Source organism: Lentzea waywayandensis, from assembly GCF_900115955.1.
Lineage (GTDB): Bacteria > Actinomycetota > Actinomycetes > Mycobacteriales > Pseudonocardiaceae > Lentzea > Lentzea waywayandensis.
This window is the reverse complement of sequence record NZ_FOYL01000020.1, coordinates 146,196-159,475: the sequence shown is the minus strand read 5'-3', so window position 1 is coordinate 159,475 and position 13,280 is coordinate 146,196. Positions and strand designations below refer to the sequence as shown.

At 70.5% G+C, this 13,280-nt stretch carries 12 protein-coding genes; 7 read left to right on the top strand and 5 right to left on the bottom strand.

The window, feature by feature from the left end:
- The 3 genes from BM417_RS44005 to BM417_RS49665 all read right to left on the bottom strand — a co-directional run.
- Positions 1-349: helix-turn-helix domain-containing protein (locus tag BM417_RS44005; RefSeq protein WP_143139079.1), on the bottom strand; the 349-nt coding region annotated here is incomplete at its 3' end.
- Between the two features lie 100 nt (positions 350-449).
- Positions 450-1,550 (bottom strand): glycosyltransferase family 4 protein, encoded by a 1,101-nt coding sequence (locus BM417_RS44000; protein WP_245822791.1) that lies wholly within the window; start codon positions 1,548-1,550, stop codon positions 450-452.
- Entirely contained in the window at positions 1,523-2,680 is a 1,158-nt protein-coding gene (locus BM417_RS49665; RefSeq protein WP_245822789.1) for a lipopolysaccharide biosynthesis protein, read from the bottom strand. Before BM417_RS49665 ends, BM417_RS44000 begins: the two co-directional genes overlap by 28 nt.
- Before the next feature lie 168 nt (positions 2,681-2,848).
- Between BM417_RS49665 and BM417_RS43995 the strand changes: the two genes are divergently transcribed.
- The 4 genes from BM417_RS43995 (at position 2,849) to BM417_RS43980 (ending at position 8,078) form a co-directional block, all read left to right on the top strand.
- The gene (locus BM417_RS43995; protein ID WP_177320957.1) at positions 2,849-5,617 is read left to right on the top strand and encodes an arabinosyltransferase domain-containing protein; all 2,769 of its coding nucleotides are present in this window, start codon (positions 2,849-2,851) and stop codon (positions 5,615-5,617) included.
- Entirely contained in the window at positions 5,614-6,117 is a 504-nt protein-coding gene (locus BM417_RS43990) for a phosphatase PAP2 family protein (RefSeq protein ID WP_093606054.1), read from the top strand. Before BM417_RS43995 ends, BM417_RS43990 begins: the two co-directional genes overlap by 4 nt.
- On the top strand, positions 6,114-7,004 hold the full coding sequence (locus tag BM417_RS43985; RefSeq protein WP_093606053.1) for a decaprenyl-phosphate phosphoribosyltransferase: 891 nt from the start codon (positions 6,114-6,116) through the stop codon (positions 7,002-7,004). The genes BM417_RS43990 and BM417_RS43985 overlap by 4 nt, the downstream gene beginning before the upstream one ends.
- Before the next feature lie 84 nt (positions 7,005-7,088).
- Complete coding sequence (locus BM417_RS43980) at positions 7,089-8,078, top strand: hypothetical protein (protein ID WP_093606052.1); 990 nt, start codon at positions 7,089-7,091, stop codon at positions 8,076-8,078.
- A 15-nt stretch (positions 8,079-8,093) separates the two neighbouring features.
- Here BM417_RS43980 and BM417_RS43975 read toward each other — a convergent pair whose 3' ends face one another.
- Positions 8,094-8,843: an SDR family NAD(P)-dependent oxidoreductase gene (locus BM417_RS43975; protein ID WP_093606051.1), complete on the bottom strand. Its 750-nt coding sequence runs from the start codon at positions 8,841-8,843 to the stop codon at positions 8,094-8,096.
- A gap of 181 nt (positions 8,844-9,024) precedes the next feature.
- Positions 9,025-9,576: a DivIVA domain-containing protein gene (locus BM417_RS43970; RefSeq protein ID WP_093606050.1), complete on the bottom strand. Its 552-nt coding sequence runs from the start codon at positions 9,574-9,576 to the stop codon at positions 9,025-9,027.
- Between the two features lie 95 nt (positions 9,577-9,671).
- On the opposite strand from BM417_RS43970, the gene BM417_RS43965 reads away from it, so the two are divergent.
- The 3 genes from BM417_RS43965 (at position 9,672) to BM417_RS48315 (ending at position 13,224) form a co-directional block, all read left to right on the top strand.
- Positions 9,672-10,040: a YchJ family protein gene (locus BM417_RS43965; protein WP_093606073.1), complete on the top strand. Its 369-nt coding sequence runs from the start codon at positions 9,672-9,674 to the stop codon at positions 10,038-10,040.
- On the top strand, positions 10,037-10,714 hold the full coding sequence (locus BM417_RS43960) for a hypothetical protein (protein ID WP_143139078.1): 678 nt from the start codon (positions 10,037-10,039) through the stop codon (positions 10,712-10,714). Before BM417_RS43965 ends, BM417_RS43960 begins: the two co-directional genes overlap by 4 nt.
- Before the next feature lie 221 nt (positions 10,715-10,935).
- Positions 10,936-13,224, top strand: coding sequence for a hypothetical protein (locus tag BM417_RS48315; RefSeq protein WP_177320956.1), 2,289 nt, complete (start codon positions 10,936-10,938; stop codon positions 13,222-13,224).
- The last annotated feature ends 56 nt before the right edge of the window (positions 13,225-13,280 follow it).

Sequence of the window (13,280 nt, the reverse complement as noted above, 5' to 3'; positions counted from 1 at the left end):
TCGACCGGGTCGACCAGTGCGTCGCGTTGGCCGGCGTCGACTCCAGCGTCGCGGTGATCACCGCCTCGACCTGGTCATCGGAGATCGTGCGCGGACGCCCAGGACGCGCCTCGTCGAGCAACCCGTCCAGCCGGTCGACCACAAACCGCGAACGCCATTTCGCCACCGTCGCCCGCTGGATCCCCAGCTCCGCCGCGATCTCACTGTTCGAGCCGCCTTCGGCGCACCGCAACACGATCCGCGCCCGCAACGCCAACGCCTGCGCCGTCTTCCGACGCCGCGTCCAGCCTCGCAACACGCTCGCCTCGTCGTCGGAGAGCGCCAACTCGGGCAGCTTAGGGTTCGGCATGCCGCCGAACCCTACGCCTGCACACGAACTAACGACTCAGGACACTAGTCAGGCTCGGTGCCGGTGAGGCAGGGAGACCTCCTCACCGGCACCGAGGGAGCTAGCGGGCGTGCTTCTCGAACAGCGCCTCGAAGGCGTCGAGCACGGCGGGGACGCTGAACTTCGCCGCGGCCGTTCCGTTCGAGACCGGTGGTTCGTCGCGCAGTGACCGCAGTCCCGCGGTGATGGCCGCCGCGTCGCCGGGCGGCACGATGATCCCGAAACCCGTCTCCCGTACTGGGATGCGCACGCCGGGCAGGTCGCTCGCCAGCACCGGTACGCCGGCGAGCATCGCTACGACCTGCACGATGCCGAAGGCCTCGAAGGCGTTCACCGACGGCAGGGCGAACACGTCCAGGGAGGCGTAGAAGTCGCCGAGGTCCTCGTCGGGCACGAACCCGAGCAGCTTGATCCGCGGGTCGTCGGCGATGCGCTCGCGCACTCGGGAGATGACGCTGCCGCCGGCGACGTTGCCGAAGTCGCCGCCGATGAGCAGTCGTGCCGACGGGTCCTCCAGCGCGCGGAATCCGTCGACCAGGTGCTCGACGCCCTTCTCCTCGACGATGCGGCCGAGGAACCCGACGTGTGGGCCGTCGCCGTCGCGGAACCGCGGCGTGCCTGGGGGTACCGGGCGGCAGGGCGGGGGGACGGCGGCCATGTGCGGCTGGATGGCCGGCCACAGCCTGCTTTCGCGCGCGTAGTCCTCGCTCGTCACCGCGACGGCCGCCGCGCGGCGCATCGCGAGTCGGCTGGACGCGTCGATCACCTTGCCCTGCACCGCGTTCAGCAGGCCGGGAGGCAGGCTGACGTCGCAGTGGTAGGTCACGACGACCGGGCACTTCGCCAGCGCGGCCACCGGGCCGGCTTCGAGCATCGGCAGGTGGAGGTTGAGCACTCGGGCGTTCGTCGACGCCTCGCGCACCATCGAGGCGAACGCCGGGCTGATCACCCCCTTGCCGAACCGGGCGAGCACGGGCGCGCGGCTCACGCGCACGCCGTTGATCGTCTCCTCGTGCGGCAGCGAGGGGTCGTGGCGGGTGGTGACCACGCGGACGCGTTTCCCGCGCTCGGCGAGCCCCTCCGCGACGTCGCGCGCGAAGTTGGTCAGCCCTGACACGTAAGGGGAGTAGTAGGTCAGGGCGATGACGAGGTCGTCGAGCACAGTTCGCTCTCCTGTCGTGGGGAAGTGAGCAGCCGGAGCCCGACGAGCAGTCCGGCGAGTGATCCGGTGAGGAACGCGATCTCGGCGCGCAGCACGAGGCCGGGGATGAGGGCGAAGGTCGCCGCCGCGGTCAGGAGGCCCGCGATCCAGCTCCACGCGACGCGGCTGTGCAGGGCGCCCGCGACCAGGGCCTGAGTGGTGACGATCAACCCGAGGTGGGCGATGACGCCGAGCGCGATGAGGGTCAGGTCGGTGGCGGACACGACGTAGAGGGGACCGAACACCAGCCGCACCAGCCACGGTCCGATCGTGACCGCCACGGTCACGCCGGCGCCCGCTGCCGCCGCGAGCACGGCCGCGAGACGGGTCACGACGGTGCGCTTCTGCTTTCCCGCGAGCACGGGCAGCAGCGCTGTCTGCAACGGAACCGCGACGAAGAGCGGGACCCTGGCGAGCAGGAAGGCCGCGAGGAACACCCCGGCCTGAGCCCGTTCGCCCGGCGTCGCGATCGCTGTCACGAGCACGGGGATGCCGTTGAGCAACAGTTGCGCGCATAGGGAGCCGACGAGCAACGGAGAGACCGCGCGCGCGAACTCGCGCACGGGCACTTCGCCGTCTCCCTGCCACCAGATGGCGGCCAGCACGGGCAGGTGCACCACGGCGACCGCCGCCACGAGCGTCCATTCGAACTGCGCGCTCGTGGTGGCTCCGAGCCAGCCGGCGAGCAGCGCGAACACCACGCGCAAGGTGGTGTCGGCGACCAGCAGGCCGCCGTGCCACGCCAGCTTCCCGCTGCCGATCAATCCGCCCCGCACCAGGAACTGCGCCGCGGACAGGAAGCACAGCACCACGACGGCGGGGGAGACGAACACGGCCAGCGCGCACTCGACGACCGCCATGCCGGCCGCGACGACGGCGGCCGAACGCAGCGCGCGAGGGCCGAGGCGGGCCAGTTCCTGTTCCACGGGAAGGAAGGCGCCGAACCCGACCAGCAGCGCGATCGACCAGAACGCGCCGAAGTCGCTGTACTCGGCGGGTGAGACGTTGCGCGCGACGATCGCGAGGTAGGCGTTCACCAGCAGTCCGGACAGGACGATGCACACCCCGACGAAACCGAGCGCACGAACCATGGGCGGACCATATCGGCCGCGGTGTGCCGATTTTCTCCTCCGTAACACGATTCCGGGGTATGGCAACGCAGACGTAGCAATGCGCGGGTCGGCCGGGCTGCTCGCGTAACGGGCGGTCGCTAGCTTCTGACGCCTCGCCCTTCCGAACCCCCCTTAGGACATCGGCGCGTGACGACAGAAACGATTCCGCTCGCTCCTGAAACGCCTGCCATCACCACTCGGCCTGGGCCAGGGAAGAGACGCCGGCTGCTGGCCGTCGCCGTCGTGTCCGGCGCGCTCACCGTGCTGCTGTCGGCGTTGATGCCGCTCGCGCCCGTGACGATCAACGATCCCACCGTCACCTGGCCGGAGAACGCGTCGGCGCCGCGGTCCACGATGCTCGCGCTGAGCGCCTACCGTCCATTTGAGATGGACGCGCGCTTCGGCTGTGGAACCGCACGGGCCGCGCAGGCCAGTGGTGGTGTGGTGTTCGCGACCATCACCCCGTCGGCACCGGCGCGCGGTCTCGTCGTGAAGGCGGAGAACGACCGCCTGCTGGTGAGTGGTGTCGCCACGCTGGACGAGCCGGTGCCCGCGGGTGACTGCTCGTACGAGATCCGCGGCGACCGGGACGGGCTGAGCGTTCTGCGTGACGGCAAGGAGATCGGCCGGTCCGCGACCATGCCGGACGTGCACGTGCTGGCGACCTCGATCACCGCGCTGGGGACCGCCGACCTGTCCGTGCGGATCAGGGTGGACGACCAGTTCAGCACCAGCCCGGCGCCGTTCAAGATCGTGCTGATGGTGCTTCTCGCGCTGTGCGCGGTGACCGCGTTCGCCTGTCTTGTGCTGCTGGATCGGCGGGTGTTCCGTGAACCGGCTCGGTTCCGGTGGCGGCTGAGTCTCGTCGACCTGGTCGTCCCCGCGATCATGATCCTCTGGTTGTTCCTGGCACCGATGTCGGACGACGACGGCTACTACAGCGCGATGGCCAAGAACGTGCCGTTCGAGGGTTATGTCGGGAACTACTACCAGATCCTCAACCAGGGCTTCACGCCGTTCTCCTGGTTCTACTACTTCCTGGCGAAGTGGCAGGTTTTCGGCTTCGCCCCAGTGGTCCTGCGCATCCCCGCGTTGCTGTTCGGTCTGGTGACGTGGTTCGCCGCACGTCGTTACGTGTCGGGCAGGTTCAGCGGGGTCGTGCTCGGCGCGGCGTTCCTGGCGTGGTGGCTGCCGCTCGACATGGGCGTGCGGCCGGAGGGCGTCGTGACCATGTGTGGCATGCTCACGCTGCTGGCGGTGACGGCTGCGGTCGAACGCGGGCGGCTGGCGTTGCTGGGCGCGGCCGTGGGCATCGCGGGTATCGGTTTCTTCGCGCACCCCACGGGTTTCACGACTCTCGCGCCGTTGCTGGCCGGCCTGCCGTTCGCCTGGAAACTGCTCACGAAGGACGCCGGCTGGCGCACGGTCGTGGCGAGGACGCTCGCCGTGCTCTCTCCCGGCGCGGTCGCGATGATCATGGCGTTCAGCGACGGAACCCTGCGCGATTTCCTGTACGCACAGGAGATCTTCAAGAAGATGGCCGGTTCGGAGTCCTGGTACACGGAGTTCGCGCGGTGGATGTTCCTGCTCAACCAGGGCGACGCCATGGCGAACTACGCCAAGCGCGCGCCGGTGCTGGTGTGCGTCGTCGCGCTGGTCTGGTTCGTCGTGCTCGTCACGGCCGCACGGGCCCGTCGGATCGAGGTGCCACCACGGCTCGCGCTCGCGGGCTGGTCGACGCTGTTCGCGTTCTTCCTGCTGTGGCTGACACCCAGCAAGTGGACGCACCACTTCGGCAGTCTCGCGGGGATCGGCTCGGTGTTCATCGCGTTGATGCTGCTGTGCTCCGTGCCGTTGGTGCGTGAGCTGACCAGCGACCGCCGCATGCCGGTTCCGGTGCTGCTGGGCGGCATCGTCAGCGTCGTCGCGATGCTGGGTCTCGCGGGGCACGGCGCCAACCTGTGGCCGTACTCGTGGCATCTCGGGCTGCCGTCCACGGGTGTGCCACCGCACGTGTCGGTCCTCAAGTTCGACAAGCCGTACTGGTGGCTCGTGCTGATCGTGATCGTGGCGGTCGTGTTGTACCGGCGGGGCAAGGGTTCTCTCGCACCGGTCATCGCGATACCGGTCGTGATCGTGCTGTTCTTCACCGCCAACATCGCTTATCTGGTGGGCGGTTTCACCGTCGCGACCGTGAACACGTTGAACACGTGGTCACCGTGGGCCGCGAACGTCCAGGACCCGCTCGCGCAACGGTGCGTCGCGGCGGACGCGGTCGAGGTCGCGACACCGCAGCCGCTGGTCTCGTTGCCGGACAGGTGGTTCGCGATCCAGACCGCCCCGATCGCGACCGTCGTCACCGGCGGACCGGCACCCGTCACCTACGAGTACGCGACCTCGGACGCGAAGGTGCTCGGCACCGGCAAGCTCACCGACAACGTGGACAGCACGTTGCGGCGCACCCTTCTGCTGCCACCGGCACCGGCCGGCGCGACGCAGGTGCGGCTCACCGGCGAGGGCGAGTTCACCCAGCCGGCCGCGCAGAAGTACGTGCGGCTGCGGGAGTTCCTGCCCCGCGAGCCGGCGGTCGCGGTGGCGTGGCAGATCGCGTTCCTGTTCCCCTGCCAGCGGCAGCCGCGCGTCCAGGACGGCGTGATCGAACCGATCTCCTACGCCGTGCAGTGGGGCGACACGCAGGCGCTCGGACTGTCCGACGCGACCTGGCAACCCGTGCGTGGCGCGCTGTTCGGGGACGTCCTCACCACGCACGAGGTCACCGCGTTGCCGGCGCGGCTGCGCGACACCTCCCGCCCGTACCCGATCCAGGTCTACCAGGCCACGCCGCTCTACGAGGCCGGTCGGTACACCACCACCCGCGACACCCAGACCCGCATGGGTTGGGAAGGCGTTCGATGAGCGATCGTGAAGCGGAGGCGCTGGTAGCCGTGCAGACGGCGCTGGTGAGACCACCCGTGGTGCACGTGGCCCGGCTGCTGTCGTTGTTCGGCGAGCACAGCGCGGGGTGGCTGTTGCTGGGTGTCGCGGGCGCCGCGGTGGACCGCCATCGCCGTCCTGAGTGGACGGTCGCGGCCACCTCGGTCGTCGCCGCGCACGCCGCGTCGATCGTGGTGAAACGCGTGGTGCGGCGGCGGCGTCCGCACCACGCGGAGGTCCAGGTGCTGGCGGGAACCCCGAGCAAGCTGAGTTTCCCGTCGTCGCACGCGTCCTCCACCACGGCCGCCGCGGTCGCCTACGGCGCGCTGACGAACCGGCCGCTGGTGCCGCTTCTGGTGCCGCCCATGATGGTCAGCAGGCTGGTGCTGGGCGTGCACTACCCGACTGACGTGCTGGCCGGCGCCGTGCTGGGTGCCGTGGTGGCACGCGGCGTGCGGCGCGTCGTGTGGGGTCGTCGATGACCGTGGCGACCGAGACACGGCCATCGATCGTTCGAGGCCTGATCAAGACGGCCCGGCCGCACCAGTGGGTGAAGAACGTCCTGGTGCTGGCCGCGCCCTTCGCGTCTAGCAGGATCGCGGAACCCGCCGTGCTGCGGTCGGCGGCGCTGGCGTTCGCGGCGTTCTGCTGCGCGGCCTCGGCGGTGTACCTGGTCAACGACGCGAAGGACGTGGAAGCCGACCGGGCCCACCCGAAGAAGCGCCACCGCCCGATCGCGGCGGGCATCGTCCCCGTGCCTCTCGCGTTCGGCACCGCCGGTGTGCTGATGGCCGCGTCGTTGTCGATCGGCGCGGTGGCGGGCTGGAAGCTGCTCGTGCTCATGGTCGTCTACCTGGCGGTCCAGCTCGGTTACTGCTTCGGCCTGAAACACCAGCCCGTCCTCGAGCTGTGCGTGGTCGCCTCCGGGTTCCTGCTGCGCGCCATCGCGGGCGGCATGGGCGCGAACATCGTGCCCAGCCAGTGGTTCCTGCTCGTCACGGCGTTCGGGTCGCTGTTCATCGTGGCGGGCAAGCGGTACGCCGAGATCAAGCTCTTCCACGAGACCGGCGCCGCGATCCGCCACTCGCTGACCAGGTACTCGGAGACCTACCTCCGGTTCGTCTGGGCAACGTCGGCCGCGGTCATGAACATGACCTACGGCCTGTGGGCGTTCGAGCTCGGTCAGCGCACCGGCAGTCCGTGGGCCGCGCTCTCCATGGTCCCGTTCGTCATCGCCGTTCTCCGCTACGCCGTCGACGTGGACAGCGGCAAGGCGGGCGCCCCGGACGACCTGGCCCGCTCCGACCGGGTCCTGCAGTCGCTGGGCCTCGCCTGGGTGGTGACCGTCGCCCTGGCGATCTACCTCTGAGTGAGGCGGAAGTCCTCGCCGATTCCGTGGGCCTGACCGCCCGCGTCGGCGAGGGCGACCCCCGCCCGTTACTACGATCCCGCCATGGCCCGTACCTCTCCGCCGCGCCCGGTCGACCTCGTGGCGCACCTGCCCGCCATGGCCCCGCTGGCCCGCACCGCGGTGCGGCTGCACCCCCGGCCCGGTGAGCCGGCCGCGGCGGACAGCTCGATCGGCGGCCCGTTGCTGTGGCCGGCGGGGGAACCGTGGCCGACCTGCGCCGAGCACGCCGGCCCGTTCCTCGAAGGCGCGAGCGTGCCCGACGTGATGGCGCGGCGGCGGATCCTGACCCAGGCGTGGGCCAGGCCGCGTGAGCACGGTGTGAACCTGCTGACCGAGGACGAGAAAGCCGTCGTCGACCGCGTGGACGACGGCGAGGAGATCGCGCAGGACGGCCCGGCGCCGATGGTGCCGGTGGCCCAGCTGTACGCACGGGACGTCCCCGGCCTTCCCCGTCCGGACGGTGCCGACCTGCTGCAGGTGCTGTGGTGCCCGTTCGACCACGAGGACGACGGCTACGTGCCGAGCACGGTGCTGCGCTGGCGGGTCGCCGCCGAGGTGACGGATCCGCTGGCCACCCCGCCGCTGCCGGCCGCGGTCGACGACAACTACCTGCCACAGCCGTGCGTGCTGCACCCGGAGACGGTCACGGAGTACCCGGCTCCGCACTGCCTGCCCGAGGATCTGGCCGGGCAGGTGCACGAGTGGGAGAAGCGGGAGGAGCAGAAGTACCAGTACGAGCTGTCCGTCGCCTCCGGCTGCAAGGCCGGCGGGCACGCGCCGTGGAGCTTCTCCGACCCGTACCCGATGTCCTGCCCGGACTGCGGCGCGGACGTCGTACCCCTGCTCACCATCGCCAGCTCCGAATGGGACGGCAAGACGAGCTGGCAGCCGGTCGAGGATGCCGGGGCCACCCGTCCGCCGTACCCGGCGGCCCACGAGCCGACGATGCTGAGCCTCGGCCGCGGCTACAACCTGCAGCTCTACACGTGCGTCGCGTTCCCCGAGCACGGACACGTCACGAACATGCAGTGACACCGCTCTCGCGGGTCAGAGTCCGAAACCGCCCGACACCTCGACGTTCTGCGCGGTGATCCACCGGCCGTCCTCTCCGGCGAGCGCCGCGATCGCCACCGCCACGTCATCGGGCTCGCCGACGCGGCCCAGCGCGGTCTTCGCGGCCAGAGCCGGGATGAACTCCGGGAACTTCTCGAAGGCGTCGTCGCCCAACCTGGTCCGGGTGGCGCCGGGGGAGACGGAGTTGACGCGGATGCGGCGCGGGCTCAGTTCCTTGGCCAGGTAGCGCGTCAGCACGACCAGGGCGCCCTTCATCGTGGCGTAGCCGGAGTAGCCGGGCTCGGCCTGTTCGGTGGAACTGCTCGTCGTGTTGAGCACCGCGCCGCCGTCCGCGAGGAGCGGGAGCAGGGTCTGGGTGAGGAAGAACGGGCCCTTGAGCAGGACGCGGTAGAACTTGTCGAAGAGCTCTTCCGTCGTGTCCGGGAACAGGGCCGTCTGGGCGAAGCCCGCGTTGTTGACGAGGACGTCGAACGTGTCGCGGCCCCAGCCGCCGAGTACCTGCGCGACCTGGTCGCGGAACGCCGGGAAGGTGTCGCTGCGGCCCAGGTCCAGCGGGAGGGCGACGGCCTTGCCGCCGTTCTGCTCGATGACGGAGACTGCCTGCTTGGCGCCTGCCTCGTTGGAGCCGTAGGTGAGGATCACGGCGGCGCCTCGCCGAGCCAGTTCGACGGCCGTGCTCCAGCCGATGCCCGAGCTGCCACCGGTCACGATTGCGACTGACATGTTCCTACCGCCTGTTCTGGTCTGCTTGGTTGTTGATGAACCAATAAGACCAGTGCAGGGTGGGTGAGCAGGAGACCGAAGCTCTCGTCTTCTTGCCTGATTCTCCCGAGGCCGGGGAGTGTGTGCGGCCGGCCTGGGGCTCTCGGGTGTCCCAGGCCGGGCTTCGCACCAGATCAGGCGCCTACGTGATGTGCAGGTTCTGCACCTTCGCCTCCGCGACGATGCGTTCGGCCTCGTCACGGGCCACGTTGCGCAGCTCGGCCAGGGCGCGCATCGCCTCGGCGCGGCGGGCCGACATCGCGAGCCGGAAGTCCTCGCGGATCCCGTCGCGTTTCGCTGCCGCCTCCTCGTCCAGGCGGCGGGCTCGTTGCTCGGCCTCGCCCACGATCATCAACGCCTTGAGCTGCGCGTCCCTGACCACGTCACGGCGTTCTTCCTCGGCCAGGGCGACCATGCGGGCCAGCCGTTCCGGCAGGCCTTTCGGGTCGATCGGGGTCAGGCAGATGCGGTGCAGGCCGTCCTGCAGGGCGGCGTTCTCCTCCTGGACCGAGACCAGTCTGCTCGCCAGGGTCTCCGCACGGGCCTCCGAGGCGTCGCGGTCGGCTGTGACCAGGCGAAGCTCGGCTTCCAGCTCGGCGACGTAGTCGTCCACCTCGTCGCGGTCGTAGCCGCGCCATCGGAGCCCGAACCACGTTCGCAGCGGTACGAGCTCAGTCCTGCTGTCGACACTCACTGCCGTCTCCTCTGCCTCCCGCGAGTCAGTCTTGACAAGGGGTACGTACGGGGTGCGGCATCGGTTCTAATGGGTTTACCAGGCACAATGTGGACGTGAACAACAAACTGTGCCCCTGCGGTACCGGCCAGTCCTATGTGGACTGTTGCGGTGCGCTGCACTCCGGGGCCCGCAAGGCGGCCACGGCCGAGCAGCTGATGCGTTCGCGTTACAGCGCTTTCGCGGTGTCCGATGAGGACTACCTGCTGCGCACGTGGGCCGCGAGGAACCGCCCCAGGAGTGCCGGAATCGACTCGACCGACCGCTGGTTGAAGCTTGAAATTCTGGCGACCGAGAACGGCGGTCTGCTGCAGAGCGAGGGTGTGGTGGAGTTCCGTGCGCACTACGTCGGGGGCGTGGTGCACGAGCGGAGCAAGTTCATCAGGGAGAACGGCCAGTGGGTGTACGCGGAGGGCCTCGAATGAGCACTGTGACGGTCGCGAGCAGGTTCAACGGGCCTCCCGGCATGGGCAACGGCGGGTACTCGGCCGGTCTGCTCGCCGCGCACGTCCAGGCCCCGGCGGTGAGCGTCCGGTTGCGCAGGCCGGTGCCGCTGGACCGCGAGATGGAGGTCCGCGACGGGCAGCTGCTCGACGGCGACGCGGTGATCGCCTCGGCCGAGCCCGTCACGCTCGACCTGGAGGTTCCCGCCGCGCCGACGCTGGACGAGGCGCTGAAGGCCTCCGCGAAGGTGCCGTGGCGTGACAAGCACCCGTTCCCGACGTGCTTCGGCTGCGGTCCCGGCAGGGAGGACGGCATCGCCGCGCTGCTCGGCCCGCTCGACGGCCGCGCGGAGTGGGCCGGGGTCTGGCGGCCGTCCGAGGCGCTGCCGAACGACGGGGTCAGCGTCCTGCCGGAGATCGTCTGGGCCGCCCTCGACTGCCCGTCCGCGCAGCCCGTCGCACCGGACGGGGGACCGGCGTTCGTGCTCGGCACCTTCGTCGCCCAGGTCGAGCGTCCGGTGAAACTGGGCGTGGACCACGTGCTCCTGGCGTGGGAGCTTGGCCGGGACGGACGCAAGGCCTACTCCGCGTCCGCGATCATCGGCCCTGACGGAGTGTGCGGACGAGCACGCGCCGTGTGGGTCTCGATCGGATGAAGCCAAATAACCCGACTGGGTGACAAGTGTGCGGTGCGTCTTGATAGCGTGCACGCTCGTTGCCCGATTAAGCCGAAAGGGCGAGTGACCGGGATGGCACGGAGGTGATCAGGCGCTTGATGGGCCGACGTGCCGCCGCGCATGGCGACCAGCAACCACAGACCCAGAGTTCTGGCCAGGGCGTTTTCGGGGTTCAGACGATCACGAGCACCGAGCAGGACATGGATCTGTATCCCGTCGAGCAGCCCCCGGCAGCAGCGTCGCCGCCGGAGCCAGCACCCCAGAGGACGCCCTTCGCGGCGAACCTGGTGGGGTCGACGCTCGTTGTCTCCAATCCCGAGGGCCCCAGCCAGGGCGCCACAGGACTCGCGCGCGCCCTTCCCGCCGACACCGGCCGGACCGTGGTCGTGGTCGACTTCCCGGGCGGGGAACAAAGCACTTTCTGGCCGCACGTCGTGGCGGCGCTGCACGGCCGTGGGCCCATCCGGCTCGCCGTGTCGCACGCCGGGACGATGCGGCCCACCGCGCCCGCGCAGTGGCTCGCCGAGCAGCTTCAGACCGAGGTCGTGGCGCCGGACGGCGTGCTCACCACGGTGCCCGGTGCCGCGTTCGTCGTCGGCACGCAGGGCTACGGAAGCTGGGTGAAGTTCCAGCCGAACGCGTCCCCGATGCCGTTCGGCCGCCGCTTCCCGGTGCCGCAGTGGGAGGCGATGGACCCGAACTCGCCGTGGCCGACGGGCGAGATCGGCATCTCCGAGCCGATTCCGAGCGGACTCTGGCTGCGCGCGCAGCAGCCGCCGTTCGAGCCGGGCGCCCAGGACTCGCGGCCGATCGTGGCGCTGCCGTGCCGCGACAACGTGCTGACGGTCGTCGTCGGCGGCCCCGGCCAGTCGGCGATCCCGATCGACGAGGTGTGCCGCCTGCTGACGGCGCTGCCGCAGGCGGCCCGGTCACGCGTGCGGCTCGTCCCGTACGGCATCGACGCGAGCGTCGGCAGCCTCATCGCCGACCAGATCGGCGAGCCGATCGCCATGTTCACCGGCCTGCCGGTGGGCAACCTGCGCAGCGGCGGGCCCGCGGTCATCGCGGTCGACCCGCGCGGGCAGCAGACGTGGCGCCCGTTCGTCACCGAGGTGCTGTGCGTGCCGAACGAGTCCGTGCCCGTCGTGTCGGGCTACCGGACGCCGGTGCAGGGCCTGACCGAGGTCTCTCCCGGGGTGTTCTCCCTCGGCGACGGCGTCGTGCTCGAAGTCGTGCCCTCAGGCCTGTGGGTGCGCGAGCAGGACGAGCCGTACAACGCGGCCGAGGTGCGCACCCAGCCCCTCGACCCGGAGTGGGCACGTCTGACCGTGGGCACGCCTGGGCGCACGACGCCTGGCGCGGTCGCGGTGCACGGCGCCGCTCTCGTCGAACGCCTGGAGCCCGAGGTGCGCAAGCTCCTGCGGCTGGTGTTCTGCGACTCCAAGGTGACCGCGCCGCCGCCTCCTCCGCCCGCGCAGCCCCCGGCGCCGAGCACGCCCGCACACGCGTTGTCGACGCGTGACTCGTCGGACAACGGCGTGGGCTTCTTCACCGCCGTCACGCCGGCCGAGCCCGAACCGGAACGGCCCGCGTACGCGAGCATCGGCGCCGGTCCGGCGATGGCGACCGTGTCGTCGCACGCGCTGGACGACCCGGACGAGGCCGCGTTCCCGTCGGACGACCCGGACTCCGCTCCGGTGAGGTTCCGCGTGGACGGCCCGCTGCCGTTGCAACCGCTGGCCCTGTGGGAGATCCCGCCGGAGAACAACGGCGAGCGCGAGACGGTCGCCGTCGACCACAGCAGCTCGGACGCCGAACGTGACACGGTCCGCCGTGCGCTCGGCGAACGCTATGGCGTGCACGCGGCGACGGTCGTCCGCCTGCTCTCCCAGCGTCCGGACGCGGAGGAGGACCCGGCCGCGTTCGAGGCCATGGTCACCGACCTCACGGCGTTGCTGGCGTGCGTGTCGCAGGACGAGGAGATGGTCGTCGAAACGCTCCGCATGGGACGTCTGGGCCGCTTGCGCCCGTACGTCGCATGCATCGTCTCGGGCCTGAACCGCCTGCCCGTGCACAACGGCATCGCGGCGGTGTGGGGCATGAGCGGTCCCACGGGGCCGCGGCGCTACCGCCACGGCGAGGTCCTGGTGGAGCACGGCCTGCTGGACGCCGTCGCGAACCCGTCCCAGCGCATCGAGGGTGTCACCGAGTACCTGATCTGGTCGGTCACCGGCCGCGTGGTCGAGGTGACCGACCGCGTCAGCGTGTCCACCGAGGAACGCGTGCTCTTCGCTCCCGGCACGCCGTTCCGCGTGCTCGCGGTCGCCGAGGCCGAGGGTGACCACCCGCAGCAGGTGCTGTTGCAGGAGATCTCCGGGCCGGCGGCCGAACAGGAGATCGCGGGGATGCGGCCGAGCGTGCTCTCCCAGCTGGAACGGGCGGCGGCGAACCTGCGCGTGCTGCCGGTCTCGCACCAGGTGACGGCCTGAACCTCGGAATCCGTTACGCCGAACCGCCCGTCGGCTCGCTGCGCTTCCACCCACCG

Bases quoted from the DNA above. Each gene is read 5' to 3' on its own strand.
- BM417_RS49665 (WP_245822789.1), bottom strand. From the start codon at position 2,680: ATGGTTCGTGCGCTCGGTTTCGTCGGGGTGTGCATCGTCCTGTCCGGA.
- BM417_RS43990 (WP_093606054.1), top strand. From the start codon at position 5,614: ATGAGCGATCGTGAAGCGGAGGCGCTGGTAGCCGTGCAGACGGCGCTG.
- BM417_RS43985 (WP_093606053.1), top strand. From the start codon at position 6,114: ATGACCGTGGCGACCGAGACACGGCCATCGATCGTTCGAGGCCTGATC.
- BM417_RS43980 (WP_093606052.1), top strand. From the start codon at position 7,089: ATGGCCCGTACCTCTCCGCCGCGCCCGGTCGACCTCGTGGCGCACCTG.
- BM417_RS43975 (WP_093606051.1), bottom strand. From the start codon at position 8,843: ATGTCAGTCGCAATCGTGACCGGTGGCAGCTCGGGCATCGGCTGGAGC.
- BM417_RS43960 (WP_143139078.1), top strand. From the start codon at position 10,037: ATGAGCACTGTGACGGTCGCGAGCAGGTTCAACGGGCCTCCCGGCATG.
- BM417_RS48315 (WP_177320956.1), top strand. From the start codon at position 10,936: ATGGATCTGTATCCCGTCGAGCAGCCCCCGGCAGCAGCGTCGCCGCCG.